The following is a 19,112-nucleotide window of genomic DNA, read 5'->3' on the forward strand; positions in this document are numbered from 1 at the left end:
CCTGGCCCTCCGTACGGCCGTCCCGGTGGAGGGTGTGGCGCGTTATCGCCCTACTTGCCGCCTTTCAAGACCGCTACAGCTTACGTTGTACAGCGCAGCGGTGATCCCTGGGGTGTCCTGCACATCACAACAACACACCGATTGGCGTCAAGATTCCTAAGACTGGGCCGAGTTGACGCTTCCTTTGCAGACGCGGGGCCCCGCCGCCAAGGTTGCGACAGGGCCCGGGGAAGCGTTCCGGGCCATCAGGGCGAGGCCCGGATGCCCTATTTGCCGGTGAACTTCTCGTACTCCTTGAGGACCTCGTCCGTGGGTCCGTCCATGCGCAGCTCGCCGCGCTCCAGCCACAGGACGCGGTCGCAGGTGTCGCGGATCGACTTGTTGTTGTGACTGACCAGGAACACCGTGCCGGCTTCCTTGCGCAGTTCGCGGATGCGCTGCTCGGAGCGCTTCTGGAACTTGCGGTCGCCGGTGGCCAGGGCCTCGTCGATCATCAGGACGTCGTGGTCCTTGGCGGCGGCGATGGAGAAGCGCAGCCGGGCCGCCATGCCGGAGGAGTAGGTGCGCATCGGCAGGGTGATGAAGTCGCCCTTCTCGTTGATGCCGGAGAAGTCGACGATCTGCTGGTAGCGCTCCTTGATCTCCTCGCGGGACATGCCCATCGCGAGGCCGCCCAGGATGACGTTGCGCTCACCGGTCAGGTCGTTCATCAGCGCCGCGTTGACGCCGAGCAGGGAGGGCTGGCCGTTGGTGTAGACGCGGCCCTGCTCCGCCGGGAGCAGGCCGGCGATGGCGCGCAGCAGGGTCGACTTGCCGGAGCCGTTGGAGCCGATCAGGCCGATCGCCTCACCCTTGTAGGCGACGAAGGAGACGCCCTTGACCGCGTGCACCTTGCGCACGCCGCGCGCCGCGTCGTCGGAGCCCCGCCTGAGGATCCGGCTGAGGGCGGCGGTGGCGCTGCCCTTGCCGGACTTGGCGCCGTTGACGCGGTAGACGATGTGCAGCTCGTCGGCGATGACGGTGGGAATCCGCTCGCCCCGGCCGGACTGCTCCGGCTCCGGCTCGGTCCTCGGCTCAGCCACGGCCGTACCTCTCCTCCGCCTTCCAGAAGTACACGAAGCCGCCGACGGCGATCAGCGCGGCCCATCCGCCGGCGACCGCCCAGACGTGGTCGGGGAGGTTCTCGGCGCCGTAGCCCTCGATGAGGGCGAAACGCATCAGGTCCATGTAGATCGCGGCCGGGTTCCACTGCAGGACGTTCGCCACCCACTGCGGCTTGTCGGCCAGCATGATCGGGATGGAGAACATGACGCCGGACGCGTACATCCAGGTGCGCATCACGAACGGCATGAGCTGCGCCAGGTCGGGGGTCTTGGCGCCGGCCCGGGCGAAGATCAGCGCGAGGCCGGTGTTGAACAGGAACTGCAGGGTGAGCGCCGGGACGATCAGCAGCCAGGACAGGTCCGGGTAGCTGCCGAAGGCGGCGGCGACGGCGAACAGCACGATCATCGAGAACAGCAGCTGCTGGAGCTGCTGCAGCGCGAAGGAGATCGGCAGGGAGGCGCGCGGGAAGTGCAGCGCGCGGACCAGCCCGAGGTTGCCGGAGATCGCCCGCACGCCCGCCATCACGGAACTCTGCGTGAAGGTGAACACGAACACGCCCGTGACCAGGAAGGGGATGTACACCTCGCGCGGCAGGCCCCGGTTGGCCTTGAGGATCATGCCGAAGATGAAGAAGTACACGGCCGCGTTCAGCAGCGGGGTCGCCACCTGCCACAGCTGGCCGAGCTTCGCCTGGCTGTACTGGGCGGTCAGCTTCGCCCGGGAGAAGGCGAGGATGAAGTGGCGCCGGTCCCACAGCCGGCGGACGTACTCGACCAGGGAGGGCCGGGCGCCGCTCACGGTGAGCCCGTACTTGGCGGCGAGCTGGGCCGCCGTGAGGCCCTCGTCGGGCGACGGGGGCGCGCTCACCGCGACCAGGGCGTCGTGTGTTGTCTCACTCACTGGTGAATAACTTTCGTCTCCGGGATTGCGCAGCCCTGTGCGGGCAGGGGGTCGAGCCGTGGACCCGGTCGGGGTCCGGTCGCTCGCGGGAACGAGCTTGTCAGATCACGGGAGGCCGGCCCAGTCGGGTCAGCCGCCACACCGTACGCCACCTCATGGGCCGGCGGGGACCGCACGGGGTGGTCCAGCCCTCCCGGAAACCGCCGAACCACGCCTTCAGCGCGGGCCGCGAGGGACGGCGCAGGAGGGTGAGCAGCAGCCACACCCCGAGGTAGACCGGGACGAGGAGCGCGGGCAGGTTGCGGCGGGCCAGCCACACGCGGTTGCGGGCGACCATGCGGTGGTAGACCGCGTGCCGCGAGGGCGCGGTCGTCGGGTGGTACAGCACCATGTCGGACCGGTAGTCGATCATCCAGCCCGCGTCGAGGGCCCGCCATGCCAGATCGGTTTCCTCGTGGGCGTAGAAGAATTCGTCCGGCAGGCCGCCGACATCGGCGAAGACCTTCGTGCGGACGGCGTTGGCGCCGCCGAGGAAGGTGGTGACCCGGGAGGAGCGCATCGGGTCGGAGGCGCGCAGGCGCGGGACGTGCCGGCGCTGGGTGACGCCGGTGTCGGGGTCGGCGATGCGGAAGCTGACGATGCCGAGCTTCGGGTCGGCGGCGAAGGCCCGGCGGCACAACTCGGCCGTGTCGTGGTGGGCGAGCAGGCCGTCGTCGTCGAGGAAGAGCAGGATGTCGACGTCGCGGCCGCCGGGCCCGAAGGCCTCGATGCCGACGTTGCGGCCGCCGGGGATGCCGAGGTTCTCGGGCAGCTCGATGGTGCGGACGCCCTCGGGGACGTCGGGCACGGGCGAGCCGTTGCCGACCACGACGACCTCGACGGGGTCGCCCTCCTGCTTGGCGATCGAGTCGAGCAGGGAGCGCAGTTCGTCGGGGCGGTTGCCCATGGTGATGATGACCGCGCCGACCTTCATGCCGCTCACCTGAGCCTGCTGGAGGCGAGGATGGACACCAGGTGCAGCAGGGTCTGCAGCAGCGCGATGCCGGCCAGCACCGCGACGCCGAGACGGGACCAGAACAGGTCGCCGCGCATCTGGTCGGCGACGGCCAGGACCAGGATCAGCAGGGACGCCTCGATGCCGAGGATCAGCCGGTGGAACTTCAGCGCGGCGGCGGCCCTGCGGGCCAGGGCCATGCCGGAGGAGCGCATCTCGGCGGCGGCCTCCTTCACCGGCGGCAGCCCGCCCTGGTGGCGGGCGACGCCGACCAGGTCGGTCTCGGCCTTGATCAGGATCGCGCCGAGCGCTGCCAGGGTGCCGAGGAAGGCCCACAGCCAGTCGATCCGGCCGCCGCCCCACAGGTCGGCGGCGCGCAGCCCGAACCCGACGAGCACCGCGGCGTCGGTGAGGTAGGCGCCGACCCGGTCCAGGTAGACGCCGCCGAGGGAGAACTGCTGCTTCCAGCGGGCGACCTCGCCGTCCACGCAGTCGAGCAGCAGGTACAGCTGCACCATGACGACGCCGAGCACGGCGCCGGGTATCCCGGGCACCAGCAGGGCCGGGGCCGCGAGGACGCCGCAGACGGTCATCAGATACGTGAGCTGGTTGGGCGTGACCCTGGTGTTGACCAGGTAGCGGTCGACCCGTAGGGACACCTCGCGCATGTAGAGGCGCCCCATCCAGTGCTCACCGCTGCGCCGGTCCTTCACCCCCGCGGGGTGGACGACCGGTCTGAGTTCAGCTACCGATGGCCTTGACATAGTCGGCGTAGGTGTCCTTGATCTGGTCGGTTTTCAGGTCGAGGTGTTCGAGGATCGTGTAGCGGCCGGGCCGGGTCTCGGGGGCGAACTCCACGGCGCGGACGAACTCCTCCACCGTGAAGCCGATCTCCTCCGGCAGCACCGGCAGCCCGTGCCGGCGCAGCACCTCCGCCATGTAGGCCGCCTCCTCGTGGGCGCCGCGCAGATACATCGCGAAGGCGGCGCCGAGGCCGCACTGCTCGCCGTGGCTGGCCGCACGCTTGGGGAACAGCAGGTCGAAGGCGTGGTTGATCTCGTGGCAGGAGCCCGAGGCGGGGCGGGAGTCGCCGGAGACGGACATCGAGACGCCGGTGAGGACCAGCGCCTCGGCCAGCACCTGGAGGAAGTCGCCGTCCCCGATGCCGCCCGGGTGCCGGAGCACCGCCTCCCCGGCCTGGCGGGCCATGGCGGCGGCGAGGCCGTCGATGCGCTCGCCCTTGACCCGGGCCGCGAGCTCCCAGTCCGCGATGGCGTTGATGTTGCTGATCGCGTCCCCGATGCCGGCCCGGACGAAGCGGGCCGGGGCCTCGCGGATCACGTCCAGGTCGATGAGCACGCCGATCGGGTTCGGCACGCCGTAGGAGCCGCGGCCGGCGTCGTTGTCGAGCGTGGCGACCGGCGAGCACAGGCCGTCGTGGGCGAGGTTGGTGGGTACGGCGACCAGCGGCAGGCCGACCCGCGCCGCGGCGAACTTGGCGCAGTCGATGATCTTGCCGCCGCCGAGTCCGACGACCGCGTCGTAGTGGCCGGCCTTTATGTCGCCGGCCAGCCGGACCGCGTCGTCGAGGGTGCCGCCGCCGACCTCGTACCAGGTGGCGCCGGGCAGCGAGGGGGCGACCCGCTCGCGCAGGCGGGCGCCCGAACCGCCGCTGACGGCGATGGCGAGCCGGCCCGACTGCGAGATGCGCTCGTCGGCGAGGACGCCGGCGAGGTCGTCGAGGGCTCCGGGCCGGATGTCCACGACGAGCGGCGAGGGAATGAGCCGGGTCAGTACTGGCACGCGATCTCCCGTCCGCGGGCGAGATCGTCGTGGTTGTCGATCTCGACCCACTCGACGTCGCCGATCGGCGCCACGTCGATCCGGAAGCCCCGGTTCACGAGTTCCTGGTAGCCGTGCTCGTAGAACTGCTGCGGGTCGGTCTGCCAGACGGTCTTCAGGGCGTCGGCCAGGTCGGGGGCGGCGTCGCCCTCGATCAGGGTGACGCCGATGTACTCGCCGGTGGCCTCGGCCGGGTCCATCAGCTTGGTGATCTTCGTCATGCCCTTGGCGGGGTCGACGACGACCTTCATCTCCTCGTCCGCGAGCGACTTCACGGTGTCGAGGGCGAGGATGATCCGCTTGCCGTCGCCGCGGGCGGCCAGCAGCGTCTTCTCCACGGAGACGGGGTGGACGGTGTCGCCGTTGGCGAGGATCACGCCGTCCTTGAGCGCGTCACGGCCGCACCACAGGGAGTAGGCGTTGTTCCACTCCTCGGCCTTGTCGTTGTCGATGAGGGTGAGCTTGAGGCCGTACTTGGCCTCCAGCGCCGCCTTGCGCTCGTAGACGGCCTCCTTGCGGTAGCCGACGATGACCGCGGCCTCGGTCAGGCCGACCTCGGCGAAGTTGCCGAGGGTCAGGTCCAGGACCGTGGGTTCGCCCTCTATGCCGGCGGGCCCCACCGGAACCAGCGCCTTGGGCAGGCTGTCGGTGTAGGGGCGCAGACGCCGTCCGGCGCCGGCCGCCAGCACGAGGCCGATCATGCGGTTTCTCCTTCGTCGTGTACTGCGGATGCGCCGCGTTTGTGGGCGGCGACCCAGAAGCGGATGCTCTCGAAGAGCACCACCAGGGCCACGGCCACGGCGAGGACCGCGAGCGCGACCGTGAACTGCGAAGCGGTGAGCAGCGCGGACAGGACGGCGACGAGCAGGATCCGTCCTTCCTGTCCCCCGACGGCCCGCACCAGCCAGGCCGGGGGCGCTCCGGCGTCCCCGCGGATGCGGTACACCGTGTCGTAGTGATGGTAGGCGACGGCCGCCACCAGCCCGAAAGCCGCGGGAAGGGCGCCGTTCACGTCCGCCTTCGCCGCGAGGACCAGGACGGTGCCGTATTCGGCGGCCCGGAACAGCGGCGGGACGAGCCAGTCGAGGGCGCCCTTGAGGGGGCGGCGGGCGACGGCCTCGGCGGCGAGCAGGACGTACGCGCCGGCGGCCAGGACGACCCACCAGCTCGGGCCCCAGGCCCAGGCGGCGAGGAGGACCAGGGCGGCGCCTCCCGCAGCGCTGAGCGGTGCGATGTGGGGGCCCTTGCCGCGCATGAGCGGGGCGAGCGCCTCGACCAGGGGGCCGGTGTCGGCCAGATCCGCCAGCGCCTCGGCCGCCCGGTCGGTGCGCTTCGCCTTCCGGGTCAGCGAGCGCAGCACCCGCCCGGCCGTGGTGTACGTCGCCGCGAAGGCGCAGCCGATGAGCAGGGCGTAGAAGGTGATCCGGGGCGTGGTGGCCGCGGTGAGGACGGCGATCATCGCCCAGCGCTCGCCGATCGGCAGGACGATCATCCGCCGCAGCCACACCGTCCAGCCGACGCTGTCCAGCTTGCCGGACAGGGCGGCGGTGGGGCTGGTGTTGGCGGTCGCGTCGTGGTTGGCCTCGTTGAAGGAGAAGTCGACGACGTGCCGGCAGGTCTGCAGGATCATCGCGCCGAGCGCGAGGGCCCATACGTCGTCATGGCCGCCGCCGCGGGCCGCGCCGAGCGCGAGGCCGGCGTAGTAGGCGTACTCCTTGGCCCGGTCGAAGGTGGCGTCCAGCCAGGCGCCGAGCGTGGAGTACTGCAGCGAGTAGCGGGCGAGCTGACCGTCGGTGCAGTCCAGCACGAAGGAGGCGATCAGCAGGACGCCGGCCGCTATGAAGCCGCCGCGGGTGCCGGTGGCCGCGCAGCCCGCCGCGATCAGCGCGGTGAGCAGGGAGGCGGTGGTGACCTGGTTGGGGGTCAGGCCGCGGCGGGCGCACCAGCGGGCGATGTAGCGCGAGTAGGGGCTGATGAAGAACGTGGTGAAGAAGCCGTCGCGGGCCTTCACGGCCGACTTCAGGCGTACGGCCTCGTCGTCGACGGCGGCGACGGCCTGCCGTGCCTCGTTGCGGGCCTGCGGGTCGGCGGGGACGACGGCGACGAGGCTGCCCAGGTCCGGACGGCGGACGTCGGCGCCGTCGGCGTCCAGGGCGGTGACGACGCGGTCGGCGAGGCTGTCCACTGCGACGGCGCCGCCGCCCGCGGAGTTCTCCCTGACGACCGCACGGCTCAGCGCCTGGCGTGCGGCGGGCTTGGCGGTGACGGCGCCCGGGATCGCGGCGAGGTCGAAGCGCGGGTCGGTGAGGCCGAGGCGCAGGGCGTGCGGGTGGCCGACGAAGCGGGCGTCGACGAGCGCGACGCGCCGGTCTCCGGGCACCTGGGCGAGGAGGGTCTCGGCGTCCGCGGGGTCCGCGGCGACCCGGACGTCGAAGCCGAGGGACCGCAGATCACCCTCGATCGACGATCCGGGGACCGGCTGACCGGTGAGGATGGCGGTCGACAACCGAACTCACTCCCTGGGTGCCGACGCGGTGGCGCCGGGCATGTGCACGATGGGGGCGCCCCTTGGCTGCACCAGGCGGGCGGCATGTCGGCAGAGGCTATCGGATGCCCGGACAGCGCCGTTCACCGCCCGTTCACGGGCCGATCAGCGTCGCCTCCACCGGCCTTTGCCGCGATCATCATCGGGGATCGCGGGCCCTGCCCACAAACCGCGCACCACAGACCCGGACATCTCAGGCACCGGATTGCCGCTCGTCCGGTCGGCATAGGGTGGACGACCATGACGTGGCTGATCACAGGCGGAGCGGGATACATCGGGGCCCATGTGGCGCGGTCCATGAGCGACGCCGGGGAACACGTGCTCGCGCTGGACGACCTCTCGGCGGGGGTCGCCGGCCGGCTGCCCGCCGACGTCCCGCTCGTGCGCGGCTCGTCGCTGGACGCCGGCCTGCTCAAGCGGGTGTTCGCGGAGCACGAGGTGACCGGCGTGGTGCACCTGGCCGCGCGCAAGCAGGTCGCCGAGTCCGTGGCGCAGCCCGCGCGGTACTACCAGGAGAACGTCGGCGGCCTCGGCACGCTCCTGGAGGCGGTCGCCGAGGCCGGGATCGGGAAGTTCGTCTTCTCCTCGTCGGCGGCCGTGTACGGCAGCCCGGACGTGGACCTGATCACGGAGGACACCCCGTGCGCGCCGGTGAACCCGTACGGCGAGACCAAGCTGGCCGGCGAGTGGCTGGTGCGGGCGGCGGGCCGGGCGCACGGCATCTCGACGGTGTGCCTGCGCTATTTCAACGTCGCGGGCGCCGCCGCCCCGGAACTGGCCGACACCGGCGTCTTCAACATCGTCCCCATGGTCTTCGACCGGCTCACCCGTGACGACGCCCCGCGGATCTTCGGCGACGACCATCCGACGCCGGACGGCACCTGTATCCGCGACTACGTCCACGTCGCCGACCTGGCCGAGGCGCACCTGGCCGCCGCGCGCAGGCTCGCGGACCTCGGCGGCGACCTGACGGTCAACATCGGCCGCGGTGAGGGCGTCTCGGTGCGCGAACTGGTCACGGTCATCGGCGAGGTGACCGGCGACACCCGCCCCGCCGTCGTCGAGGCCCGCCGCCCCGGAGACGCGCCGCGCGCGGTCGCCTCCGCCGAGCGGGCGGCCGGGGAACTGGGCTGGAGCGCCCGGCGGGGCGTGCGGGAGATGGTCGAGTCGGCGTGGCAGGGCTGGCTGCTGCACCACGCCCGCTGACCGGTCACGCGCCGGCCTGCGAATCGTTCCTCAGCGGCGGGCGCGTCCCGCGCCACGCATCCCGTGCTCCGCGTGCGGCGGCGTCCCGCACGAGCGGCATGCCCGGCGCGGGACGCGCGGGCGCTCGTGCCGCACGGGGCGCGCGGGCGTGCGGGGCGCGCAGGCGTGGGGTGCGCGCGGGCGCTCGTGCCGCACGGGGCGCGGACGTGCGTGCCGCCGCGGCGGGGCGGTGTCCTGATGGGAGCGGGGTGCTCCACGGGCCGGGGTGCGGCCGTTCCGGCGGGCTGGTTCGCGGTGCCGCGTGCCGGACGGTTCCCCGGCGGCCGGGCCGGGCACGATCACCTATCGGGCCCCTCTCCGGGCGTCCGGCCGGTGGTGGCCGCTGCCCGTGGGACATGCGGGCGCGCCGCGCCGAGTTCCGGGAGTGCCGGAGGCGTACGGCAGACTTGGGGGCGCGAGAACCGAGGCGAAGGATGGGTATGCCGATCACACCTGCCACCGCGACGCACAGTTCGTCGAGCGGCACCGCAGAGGCGATTTTGCTGGAACTGGTCGACGAGGACGGCGTGACGATCGGCACCGCGGAGAAGCTCGCCGCCCACCAGCCGCCGGGGCAGCTGCACCGCGCGTTCTCGGTGTTCCTCTTCGACGAGCAGGGCCGGCTGCTGCTGCAGCAGCGGGCGCTCGGCAAGTACCACTCCCCCGGCGTGTGGTCCAACAGCTGCTGCGGTCACCCCTACCCCGGCGAGGCGCCGTTCGCGGCGGCGGCCCGGCGGACGTACGAGGAGCTGGGCGTGTCCCCCTCGTTGCTCGCCGAGGCGGGCACGGTGCGCTACAACCACCCGGACCCGGAGTCGGGCCTGGTGGAGCAGGAGTACAACCACCTGTTCGTCGGCCTGGTGCAGGCCCCGCTGCGGCCGGATCCGGAGGAGGTCGGCGCGACCGCCTTCGTGAGCCCGGCCGAGCTCGCGCGCCGGCACGCCGCGGACCCGTTCTCGGCGTGGTTCATGACGGTGCTGGACGCGGCCCGTCCGGCGATCCGGGAACTGACGGACCCGTCGACGGGCTGGTGACGCTCAGCGCACCCGGACCGGCTTGAGCGGCAGGGCGGCCCAGATCACCTTGCCGCCGCTCGCGGTGTGCGCGACCTCGCACGCGCCGCCCGCCTCCCGGGTGATCTCGCTCACCAGCAGCAGCCCGCGTCCACCGGTACGGCCGTGGTCGGCCTCCAGGGCGGTGGGCCGGTAGGGGTGGTTGTCCTCCACGGACACGCGGATCCACTCGGCGCCCACGGCGACCTCGACGGCGAGCACGGGCGAGAGCAGCGCCGCGTGTTTGACGGCGTTCGTGACCAGTTCCGAGACGATCAGCAGCAGGCCCTGCACCAGGTCGTCGGAGGCGGGCACGCCCTGGCGGTGCAGCAGGTCCCGCACGGCGTGCCGGGCCTGCGGGACCGACGCCTCGACGGCGGGGGCGGTGAACCGCCAGACGCCCTCGTACGGCATGGGGCCGCCGGGCGGCCGCGGCGCGAGGGACTCCGGCGCGCCGTCGCGGTGGCGCGGGCCGAAGCCGCGCACGTGGTCGTCCATCGTCCGGTCGCCACCCTCGCCCTCGATTGTCACCACGCGTCCGAGTGTTGGTAACGACACACTCCGCTTCGGACGACTGACCAGAAGTCAGCAGATATCGAACGCTTCTGACCGCTCCCGCACGGCACGGCCGACTCCCGGACCGATCCTGCCCGCACCCCTTGCCGATCGGGAGGCCGGCGGGGCGGTTAGCATCCGGCCCATGGAGCCCCAGCTGCTGCACGACGTCACCGACTCGGTCGCCACCGTCGTCATCCACCACCCGGCCAAGCGCAACGCCATGACGGCCGCGATGTGGGCCGCCCTGCCGCCGCTGCTGTCCACCCTGGCGGACGACCCCAAGGTGCGGGCGCTGGTCCTGACCGGCGAGGGCGGCACGTTCTGCGCCGGGGCCGACATCTCCACCCTGCGCGGCTCGCCCGCCGAGGCGCAGGAACTCGCGGTGCGCGCCGAGGAGGCCCTCGCCGCCTTCCCCAGGCCGACGCTGGCCGTGATCCGCGGGCACTGCGTGGGTGGCGGCTCGCAGCTCGCGGCGGCCTGCGACCTGCGGTTCGCCGAGTCGGGCGCGCTGTTCGGCGTCACACCGGCGAAGCTCGGGATCGTCTACCCCTCCTCCTCCACCCGGCGGCTGGTGTCGCTGGTGGGGCCGGGGACCGCCAAGTACCTGCTGTTCTCGGGCGAGTTGATCGACGCGGAGCGGGCGCTGCGCACGGGCCTGGTGGACGAGGTGCTGCCCGGGGACGAACTGGCCGGGCGGGCGGCGGAGTTCACCCGCGTCCTGGCGTCCCGCTCGCAGCTGACGCAGGCCGCCGCGAAGGAGTTCGCGAACGGCCGCACGGACCGGGACGCGTACTGGGCCGAGCAGGCACGCGGCAGCGGCGACACCGCGGAGGGCGTCGCCGCGTTCCTGGAGCGCAGGCAGCCGCGCTTCTCCTGGACTACGTCAGGATGAAGCGGCTGCCCTCGCGGAACCTCGCCACCAGGTGAGCGGGGGCCTTGTCCGGTGAGCCGGCGTCGTAGGGCGGCCGCGGGTCGTACTCCGTGAGCAGCTGGACGGCCTGCGCGTGTTCGTCCCCGGCGATCCGGCCCAGCAGGGTCAGGCCCATGTCGATGCCGGAGGAGACGCCGGCCGCGGTGACGTACTTGCCGTCGACGACCACCCGCTCGCCCGTGGGCTCGGCGCCGAAGCGCTTCAGGTGGTCCAGGGCCAGCCAGTGCGAGGTGGCGCGGCGGCCGCCCAGGAGCCCGGCCGCGGCCAGCAGCAGGGAGCCGGTGCACACCGACGTCGTCCAGGTGGTGGTGGCGTCGGCGGCGCGCAGCCAGTCCAGCAGGACCTGGTTGTCCATCTGCGCCGTCTGTCCCGGCCCGCCCGGCACGACGACGATGTCGGGCCGCTCCACCTCGGCCAGGGTCCGGTCGGCGACGAGGGCGAGGTTGCCGGTGTCGGTGCGGACGGGACCGGCCTGCTCGGCGACGAAGACGGTCTCGGCGTCCGGCAGCCGCCCGAGCGTCTCGTACGGGCCGACGGCGTCCAGGGCGGTGAAGCGGTCGAAGAGAACGACGGCGATCTGCATCGGTTTCTTCCATCCTCGAAGGAGCGGCAGGGAGCGGTTCGGCAAGAACGGTTCAGACGGAGCGGCTCAGCGGGCGGAAGCGGCGGCGGTACTCGGCCGGCGGCGTCCCGAGTGCCTTGACGAAGGCGCGCCGCATCGCCTCGGGAGTGCCGTAGCCGCTGGCGCGGGAGATCTCCTCGACGCCGTCCGCGGTCTCCTCCAGCAGACGGCGGGCGTGTTCGAGGCGGACCCGGTCGACGTAGCGGCCGGGCGTCGTGCCGGTCTCCGCCTGGAAGGCGCGGGCGAAGTGGCGCGGGGAGAGGTTCGCGCGGGCGGCCAGGGCCTCGACGTTGAGATCGCCGGCCGGATGCTCCGTGATCCTCCCCCTACGCCCTGGGGGCGTGGGGGGACCCCCAGCTGGACGTCCCGCAGAGGCTCGCGCCGGGCGGTCTGGGCGGCCAGTCGGGCGCTGAACTGCGCCTGGTTGCCGGGCCGGCGCAGGAACACCACCAGGTGACGGGCGACCGTCAGCGCCACCGGGCGGCCCCAGGTCCTCCTCGACCAGGGCGAGGGCGAGGTCGATGCCCGAGGTGACGCCGGCCGAGGTGGCCACCGATCCGTCGCGGACGTAGATCGGGTCCGGATCGACCTCCACGCCGGGATGGTCGCGGGCGAGCTTGTCGCTGTACGCCCAGTGGGTGGTGGCGCGGCGGCCGTCCAGCAGGCCCGCCTCGGCGAGCAGGGCGGCTCCGGTGCAGACGGAGACGAGGCGTTCGGCGCGCGGACCGTGGGCGCGCAGCCAGTCCGTCAGGCGCGTGTCACGCAGCGGCCGGCGGGTTCCGGGGCCGCCCGGGACGACGAGGGCGTGCGGGCCGGGCGCGTCCCCGAGCGCGGAGTCCGGTACGAGGGTCAGACCGCTGGACGTGCGGACGGGGCGGCCGTCCACCGAGGCGGTCGCGATGCGGTAGCTGCCCGGAGTGTGCTGCTCGGCGCCCGCGAAGACCTCCACGGGACCGGTGACGTCGAGGCTCTGCACGCCGTCGAAGAGGACGACGAGGACGGTTCGCTCTGCCATGGACCCGATTCTTGGCGGGCCCCGCCATGGCCGCGACGAGAAGCCCACCTTTCCTGCCATCCGGCTCCCGCCTCTGGAGGGCGTACCAACCAGTCGGTAACGTGCCCGCATGACTACTGCCGTCCTGGAGCCGCGCGCCGGCCGCCGCTGCCACAACGTCCTCAACTCGCTGCACGCGACGCACTACTTCTCGCCGGACCTGGGCCGGGAACTGGCCGCCCTCGGCATCACCCAGCCCCGGGCGGTCAACTTCGCCGTGCGGGCGGCGGCCATGGGGCCGGTCGGGCCGGGCACGGTGGCCGCGGCCTTCTACCACTACAAGTACGAGCTGGTGGCCCGGCACGTGCCCGCCGTGTGGGAGACCGCCGCCCCCGAGAAGATCCTGGCCGCACGCGCGCGTGCGGCCGACGCGACGCTGCGCCGGCTGCTGGGCGAGGAGGCCGTGGCGTCGCCGGAGATGGCGGAGGCCGCCCGGCTCGCGCTGCGGGCCGCCGAGGCGTGCTCGCGAGCGGCCCGGCCGCTGTACGCGGCGCACGCCGACCTGCCCGTCCCCGACGAGCCGCACCTGGCGTACTTCCACGCGGCCACGCTGCTGCGCGAGCACCGGGGCGACGGGCACCTCGCCGTGCTGATGTCGGCCGGCCTCGACGGCCTGGAGGCGGTGGTGACGCACACCGCCACCGGCAAGGGGATGACCCCGAAGTGGGTGTTCGGCACACGCGGCTGGAGCCAGGAGGACTGGGACGCGGCCACGGACCGGCTGCGCGAGCGCGGGCTGCTGGACGCGGACGGCGAGCTGACCGAGCGCGGCGTCGCCCTGCGCACCGAGATCGAGACCGAGACCGACCGGCTCCACCGGGCGCCGTACGAGCACCTGGGCGCGCCCGGCGTCGCGCGTCTGACCGAGCTCGGCACGGCGTTCGCGGGCGCGGCCTTCGCCGCGGGCGCCTTCCCGGCGGACCTGATCGGCAAGCGCTGACGCATGTCCGGCGCTCGCCGAGGTACCCGTCCCTCTCCCGGCCGCGGCGGCCGGGAGAGGGAAAGGGGAGACACGTGTTCCGAGCGATCGCTGACGTCCTGCGGCAGATCGGTGGCGCCGTCGCCACCGTGGTGACGCTGCCGTTCCGCGCGGTGGCCCGCCTCTTCGGCGGCGCCTCCTCCACCGCCCGCGGCCGCGGCGCCTGACCGCGCCGCCCGGCCCGCCGGGTGCGCCCTGATCCCCGAGTGTCGGTGCCGCCTGCCACAATTGCCGCGCAACCTCTGTGAGAAGGCGGTACGGGATCGTGACGACACCCCTCGTAGGCTCCATCGAAGGCAGGATCGCCGAGGAGCTCGGCGTACGGGAGCGGCAGGTCAGGGCCGCCGTGGAACTGCTCGACGGCGGTTCCACGGTGCCCTTCATCGCCCGCTACCGCAAGGAAGCGACCGAGATGCTCGACGACGCGCAGTTGCGCACGATCGAGGAGCGGCTGCGCTATCTGCGGGAGCTGGAGGATCGGCGGGCGGCGATCCTGGAGTCGGTGCGCGAGCAGGGCAAGCTCACCGAGGAGCTGGAGGCCCGGATCCGCGCCGCCGAGACCAAGGCCCGGCTCGAGGACATCTACCTGCCCTACAAGCCCAAGCGGCGCACCAAGGCGCAGATCGCCCGCGAGGCCGGCCTCGAACCGCTCGCGGAGGGGCTGCTGGGCGATCCGACGGTCGATCCGCTCGCCGCGGCCTCCGCGTTCGTCGACGCCGACAAGGGCGTGGCCGATCCGCAGGCCGCGCTGGACGGCGCCCGCGCGATCCTGACCGAGCGGTTCTCGGAGGACGCCGACCTGATCGGCGAGGTGCGCGAGCGCATGTGGGTGCGCGGGCGGCTGTCCGCCAAGGTCCGTGAGGGCAAGGAGGAGGCGGGCGCCAAGTTCGCCGACTACTTCGACTTCGCCGAGCCCTTCACCGAGCTGCCCTCGCACCGGATCCTGGCGATGCTGCGGGGCGAGAAGGAAGAGGTCCTGGACCTCGTCATGGAGCCGGAGGAGCCCACCGACGGCCCGTCGTCGTACGAGGGGATCATCGCCCACCGCTTCGGGATCGCCGACCGCGGGCGGCCCGCCGACAAGTGGCTGCTGGACACCGTGCGCTGGGCCTGGCGCACCCGGATCCTGGTGCACCTCGGCCTCGACCTGCGGCTGCGGCTGCGCACGGCCGCCGAGGACGAGGCCGTCCGGGTGTTCGCGGCGAACCTGCGCGACCTGCTGCTCGCCGCCCCGGCCGGCACGCGCGCGACGCTGGGGCTCGACCCGGGCTTCCGTACGGGCGTGAAGGTCGCCGTGGTCGACGCGACCGGCAAGGTGGTGGCCACCGACGTCATCCACCCGCACGTCCCGGCCAACCGGTGGGACGAGGCGATCGCCAAGCTGGCCCGGCTGGCGAAGGAGCACGCGGTCGAGCTGATCGCCATCGGCAACGGCACCGCGTCCCGTGAGACCGACAAGCTCGCCGGCGAACTCATCGCCAAGCACCCGGAGCTGAAGCTCACCAAGGTGATGGTGTCCGAGGCCGGCGCCTCCGTGTACTCGGCCTCCGCCTTCGCCTCGCAGGAACTGCCCGACATGGACGTGTCGCTGCGCGGCGCGGTGTCGATCGCACGCCGGCTCCAGGACCCGCTGGCCGAGCTGGTGAAGATCGACCCGAAGTCGATCGGCGTCGGCCAGTACCAGCACGACCTGTCCGAGGTGAAGCTGTCGCGTTCGCTGGACGCGGTGGTGGAGGACTGCGTCAACGGCGTCGGCGTCGACGTCAACACCGCCTCGGCGCCGCTGCTCGCCCGCGTCTCCGGCATCACCTCCGGCCTCGCCGAGAACATCGTGGCGCACCGGGACGCCAACGGCCCCTTCGCGTCCCGCCAGGAGCTGAAGAAGGTGGCCCGCCTGGGCCCGAAGGCGTACGAGCAGTGCGCGGGCTTCCTGCGCATCCGCGGCGGCGACCCGCTGGACGCCTCCAGCGTGCACCCGGAGGCGTACCCGGTGGTGCGGCGGATGGTGAAGACGACCGGGCAGGACGTCGCCGCGCTCATCGGCAACACGTCGGTGCTGCGGTCGCTGCGGCCGGACGACTTCGTCGACGAGACGTTCGGTCTGCCGACCGTGACCGACATCCTGAAGGAGCTGGAGAAGCCGGGGCGCGACCCGCGTCCGGCGTTCAGGACGGCCGTCTTCAAGGAGGGCGTCGAGAAGATCTCGGACCTGTCCTCCGGGATGATCCTGGAGGGCGTGGTGACGAACGTGGCCGCCTTCGGCGCGTTCGTCGACGTCGGCGTCCACCAGGACGGACTGGTGCACGTCTCGGCGATGTCCAGGACGTTCGTCAAGGACCCGCGGGACGTGGTGAAGCCGGGCGACATCGTCAAGGTGAAGGTCCTCGACGTCGACATCCCGCGCAAGCGCATCTCGCTGACGCTGCGGCTGGACGACGAGGCCGCACCGCAGGGCGGCCGGCCGGCCGAGGGAGGCGAGCGGCGTCAGCGCGGCGGGCGTCCGCCGCAGCAGCGCCGGCAGGGCGGGGGCGGCGGTGGCCAGGGCCGGGGCGGCGCCGGGCAGGGCTCCCGTCAGGCGCCCCCGCCGGCCAACAGCGCGATGGCCGACGCGCTGCGGCGAGCCGGGCTGGTCGATCCGAAGAAGCGCTGACCCGCACGGGCCGGGCCAGGGGGGTCACACCGTCCGGTCCGGCCCGGAAAGAGCCGCGTGCCCGAGGATCGGGTGACCTTCTGTCCCGCCCCAGGGCCATCGGGCGAAAGCCGGGCCGGGAGAACGGCCGGATCACTATGATTCGGCCACCTTCGCACTGCCTGTCTCCAGGCGGAACAACTCATCCTTGGGGGACACATGTTCAGACGTTCCGCCGTCGCGGCCGTGTCGGGCGCGATGGCCCTGTCCGCCCTCGCCACTACGGACGCCCGGGCCGATTCCGGTGCGGGAGACACCCAGGTGCTCCTGGCCGTCGTCAACGGCGGCCAGCCGGTCGTGCTGGGCGCGATGACGAAGAAGACGGTCACCCTCAGCATCAGCGCGACCGACGACTCGGGCATCAAGGATGCCTACGGCTGGCTCTACCACGGCTCTTTCGACGACCCCGACGGCTTCGCGGGCCCCGGGTCCGACACTCCGCTGACCTGCGCCCCGGTCTCCGGAAGCGGCACCACCTCCACCTGCACCGCCGACATCACCATCGACCCGAACTCGATGCTGACCAACGCCGACGCGGGCACGTGGCACATCTGGACGTCCGTGGACGCCAACGACGTCGACTACGTCGACAAGGACAGCGCGGGCACCTTCCTGATGAAGCGCGCCGGCAGGCTGACCGTGGACGCCACCCCCGAGCCGGTGGCCAAGGGCGGCGTCCTCACCGTCAAGGGCGCGCTCACCCGCGCCAACTGGGGCTCGGGCGGCACCTACAGCGGTTACGCGGGCCAGTCGGTGAAACTCCAGTTCCGCAAGGCCGGCACCACGACGTACACCACCGTGAAAACGGTGACCAGCGGCACCGGCGGCGCCCTGAAGACCACGGTGACGGCCACCGCCGACGGCTACTGGCGCTGGAACTTCGCCGGCACCGGCACCACCGGACCGGCCAAGGCCTCCGGTGACCACGTCGACGTGACGGGCGTCTAGCGGGACTCGGTCACCTTGCCGTCCGCCACCTCCAGGCGGCGGGTCACCCGGACCGCGTCCAGCATGCGCCGGTCGTGGGTGACCAGCAGCAGGGTGCCCTGGTAGGCGTCGAGGGCGGACTCCAGCTGCTCGATGGCCGGCAGGTCAAGGTGGTTGGTCGGCTCGTCGAGCACCAGCAGGTTGACGCCCCGGCCCTGGAGCAGGGCCAGCGCGGCCCGGGTGCGTTCGCCCGGGGAGAGTTCCGCTGCGGGACGCAGGACGTGGTCCGCCTTGAGGCCGAACTTGGCCAGCAGGGTGCGGACCTCGACCGGCTCGGTGTCGGGGACGGCCGCGCAGAACGCGTCCAGCAGGGCCTGCGGGCCGTGGAACAGCCTGCGGGCCTGGTCGACCTCGCCGACCAGGACGCCGGAGCCCAGAGCGGCGTGCCCGGCGTCCAGCGGCACCCGGCCCAGCAGGGCGCCGAGCAGCGTCGACTTGCCGGCGCCGTTCGCGCCGGTGACCGCGACCCGGTCCGCCCAGTCGATCTGCAGGGACACCGGCCCGAAGGTGAAGCCGCCGCGCCGCACCTCGGCGTCCCGCAGGGTGGCGACCACCGCGCCGGAGCGCGGCGCCGACGCGATCTCCATCCGCAGCTCCCACTCCTTGCGCGGCTCCTCGACGACGTCCAGCCGTTCGATCATGCGCTGGGTCTGCCGGGCCTTCGCGGCCTGCTTCTCACTGGCCTCGCTGCGGAACTTGCGGCCGATCTTGTCGTTGTCGTTGCCCGCCTTGCGCCGGGCGTTCTTCACGCCCTTGTCCATCCAGGAGCGCTGCATCTGCGCCCGGTCCTGCAGCGCCGCCCGCTTGTCGGCGTACTCCTCGTAGTCCTCGCGGGCGTGCCGGCGGGCGGTCTCGCGCTCCTCCAGGTAGGCCTCGTAGCCGCCGCCGTAGAGGGTGATCTGCCGCTGCGCCAGGTCGAGTTCGAGGACCTTGGTGACCGTGCGGGCGAGGAACTCGCGGTCGTGGCTGACCACGACCGTGCCGGCCCGCAGGCCGGTCACGAAGCGTTCGAGGCGCTCCAGGCCGTCCAGGTCGAGGTCGTTGGTGGGCTCGTCGAGCAGGAAGACGTCGTAGCGGGACAGCAGCAGGGAGGCGAGTGAGGCGCGGGCCGCCTGGCCGCCGGACAGCGAGGTCATCGGCTGGTCCAGACCCACGGTCAGGCCGAGTGAGCCGGCGACCTCCTCGGCCCGCTCGTCCAGGTCGGCGCCGCCCAGGCCGAGCCAGAGGTCCAGGCTGGTGGCGTAGGCGTCGTCGGCGCCGGGCGCGCCGTCGACGAGGGCCTGCGTGGCCTCGTCCATCGCCCGCTGCGCCTCGGCGACGCCGGTGCGGCGGGCGAGGAACTCCCGGACCGTCTCGCCGGGCCGCCGCTCCGGCTCCTGCGGCAGGTGGCCGACGGTGGCCGTCGGCGGGGACAGCCGCAGTTCGCCCTGTTCGGGCGTGAGCAGCCCGGCGAGCATCCTGAGCAGCGTGGACTTGCCCGCGCCGTTGGCTCCGACCAGCCCGATCACGTCCCCGGGCGCGACGACGAGGTCGAGCCCGGAGAACAGGGAGCGGTCGCCGTGCCCGGCGGCGAGGTTCTTGGCGACGAGGGTGGCAGTCATCAGGCCGTC

At 72.8% G+C, this 19,112-nt stretch carries 17 protein-coding genes and 1 pseudogene; 7 read left to right on the forward strand and 11 right to left on the reverse strand.

What is annotated here, in order from left to right:
- Positions 1–266: 266 nt before the first annotated feature.
- The 7 genes from ACH4ZX_RS17625 to ACH4ZX_RS17655 form a co-directional block, all read right to left on the reverse strand.
- Positions 267–1,082 (reverse strand): ABC transporter ATP-binding protein, encoded by an 816-nt coding sequence (locus tag ACH4ZX_RS17625; protein WP_398273040.1) that lies wholly within the window; start codon positions 1,080–1,082, stop codon positions 267–269.
- The gene (locus ACH4ZX_RS17630; protein ID WP_351891935.1) at positions 1,075–2,004 is read right to left on the reverse strand and encodes an ABC transporter permease; all 930 of its coding nucleotides are present in this window, start codon (positions 2,002–2,004) and stop codon (positions 1,075–1,077) included. The genes ACH4ZX_RS17625 and ACH4ZX_RS17630 overlap by 8 nt, the downstream gene beginning before the upstream one ends.
- A gap of 100 nt (positions 2,005–2,104) precedes the next feature.
- The gene (locus ACH4ZX_RS17635) at positions 2,105–2,977 is read right to left on the reverse strand and encodes a glycosyltransferase family 2 protein (protein WP_398273041.1); all 873 of its coding nucleotides are present in this window, start codon (positions 2,975–2,977) and stop codon (positions 2,105–2,107) included.
- Positions 2,978–2,982: 5 nt separating this feature from the next.
- A complete protein-coding gene (locus tag ACH4ZX_RS17640; RefSeq protein ID WP_398273042.1) occupies positions 2,983–3,762 on the reverse strand; it encodes a CDP-alcohol phosphatidyltransferase family protein in 780 nt (259 codons plus the stop codon).
- A complete protein-coding gene (locus tag ACH4ZX_RS17645) occupies positions 3,740–4,801 on the reverse strand; it encodes an iron-containing alcohol dehydrogenase family protein (protein WP_398273044.1) in 1,062 nt (353 codons plus the stop codon). Before ACH4ZX_RS17645 ends, ACH4ZX_RS17640 begins: the two co-directional genes overlap by 23 nt.
- Positions 4,789–5,541 carry a sugar phosphate nucleotidyltransferase gene (locus ACH4ZX_RS17650; RefSeq protein ID WP_398273046.1) on the reverse strand — a complete coding sequence of 251 codons (753 nt, stop codon included), beginning with the start codon at positions 5,539–5,541 and terminating at the stop codon, positions 4,789–4,791. The genes ACH4ZX_RS17645 and ACH4ZX_RS17650 overlap by 13 nt, the downstream gene beginning before the upstream one ends.
- Positions 5,538–7,346: a DUF5941 domain-containing protein gene (locus ACH4ZX_RS17655; protein WP_398273048.1), complete on the reverse strand. Its 1,809-nt coding sequence runs from the start codon at positions 7,344–7,346 to the stop codon at positions 5,538–5,540. Before ACH4ZX_RS17655 ends, ACH4ZX_RS17650 begins: the two co-directional genes overlap by 4 nt.
- A gap of 279 nt (positions 7,347–7,625) precedes the next feature.
- Between ACH4ZX_RS17655 and galE the strand changes: the two genes are divergently transcribed.
- Positions 7,626–8,591 carry a UDP-glucose 4-epimerase GalE gene (gene galE, locus ACH4ZX_RS17660; RefSeq protein WP_398273050.1) on the forward strand — a complete coding sequence of 322 codons (966 nt, stop codon included), beginning with the start codon at positions 7,626–7,628 and terminating at the stop codon, positions 8,589–8,591.
- Positions 8,592–9,070: 479 nt separating this feature from the next.
- The gene (gene idi, locus ACH4ZX_RS17665; RefSeq protein ID WP_398273052.1) at positions 9,071–9,664 is read left to right on the forward strand and encodes an isopentenyl-diphosphate Delta-isomerase; all 594 of its coding nucleotides are present in this window, start codon (positions 9,071–9,073) and stop codon (positions 9,662–9,664) included.
- A 3-nt stretch (positions 9,665–9,667) separates the two neighbouring features.
- Here idi and ACH4ZX_RS17670 read toward each other — a convergent pair whose 3' ends face one another.
- Positions 9,668–10,180 (reverse strand): ATP-binding protein, encoded by a 513-nt coding sequence (locus tag ACH4ZX_RS17670; protein WP_398273241.1) that lies wholly within the window; start codon positions 10,178–10,180, stop codon positions 9,668–9,670.
- Between the two features lie 202 nt (positions 10,181–10,382).
- On the opposite strand from ACH4ZX_RS17670, the gene ACH4ZX_RS17675 reads away from it, so the two are divergent.
- Positions 10,383–11,132 (forward strand): enoyl-CoA hydratase/isomerase family protein, encoded by a 750-nt coding sequence (locus ACH4ZX_RS17675; RefSeq protein WP_398273054.1) that lies wholly within the window; start codon positions 10,383–10,385, stop codon positions 11,130–11,132.
- Here ACH4ZX_RS17675 and ACH4ZX_RS17680 read toward each other — a convergent pair.
- Positions 11,119–11,754: a DJ-1/PfpI family protein gene (locus tag ACH4ZX_RS17680; protein ID WP_398273056.1), complete on the reverse strand. Its 636-nt coding sequence runs from the start codon at positions 11,752–11,754 to the stop codon at positions 11,119–11,121. The genes ACH4ZX_RS17675 and ACH4ZX_RS17680 overlap by 14 nt on opposite strands.
- 52 nt (positions 11,755–11,806) lie before the next feature.
- Positions 11,807–12,808 (reverse strand): annotated as a pseudogene (locus tag ACH4ZX_RS17685) (GlxA family transcriptional regulator).
- 109 nt (positions 12,809–12,917) lie between these two features.
- Between ACH4ZX_RS17685 and ACH4ZX_RS17690 the strand changes: the two are divergent.
- The 4 genes from ACH4ZX_RS17690 (at position 12,918) to ACH4ZX_RS17705 (ending at position 17,463) form a co-directional block, all read left to right on the forward strand.
- Positions 12,918–13,787 carry a hypothetical protein gene (locus ACH4ZX_RS17690; RefSeq protein WP_398273058.1) on the forward strand — a complete coding sequence of 290 codons (870 nt, stop codon included), beginning with the start codon at positions 12,918–12,920 and terminating at the stop codon, positions 13,785–13,787.
- A gap of 74 nt (positions 13,788–13,861) precedes the next feature.
- The gene (locus tag ACH4ZX_RS17695; RefSeq protein WP_324790298.1) at positions 13,862–13,993 is read left to right on the forward strand and encodes an LPFR motif small protein; all 132 of its coding nucleotides are present in this window, start codon (positions 13,862–13,864) and stop codon (positions 13,991–13,993) included.
- 98 nt (positions 13,994–14,091) lie between these two features.
- A complete protein-coding gene (locus ACH4ZX_RS17700; protein WP_398273060.1) occupies positions 14,092–16,476 on the forward strand; it encodes a Tex family protein in 2,385 nt (794 codons plus the stop codon).
- Between the two features lie 198 nt (positions 16,477–16,674).
- The gene (locus tag ACH4ZX_RS17705; RefSeq protein ID WP_398273062.1) at positions 16,675–17,463 is read left to right on the forward strand and encodes a calcium-binding protein; all 789 of its coding nucleotides are present in this window, start codon (positions 16,675–16,677) and stop codon (positions 17,461–17,463) included.
- On the opposite strand, the gene ACH4ZX_RS17710 is transcribed toward ACH4ZX_RS17705, so the two are convergent.
- A complete protein-coding gene (locus ACH4ZX_RS17710) occupies positions 17,460–19,103 on the reverse strand; it encodes an ABC-F family ATP-binding cassette domain-containing protein (protein WP_398273064.1) in 1,644 nt (547 codons plus the stop codon). The two genes, ACH4ZX_RS17705 and ACH4ZX_RS17710, sit on opposite strands and share 4 nt — an antisense overlap.
- Between the last annotated feature and the right edge of the window lie 9 nt (positions 19,104–19,112).

It is taken from the genome of Streptomyces sp. NPDC020490, from assembly GCF_044335305.1.
GTDB lineage: Bacteria > Actinomycetota > Actinomycetes > Streptomycetales > Streptomycetaceae > Streptomyces.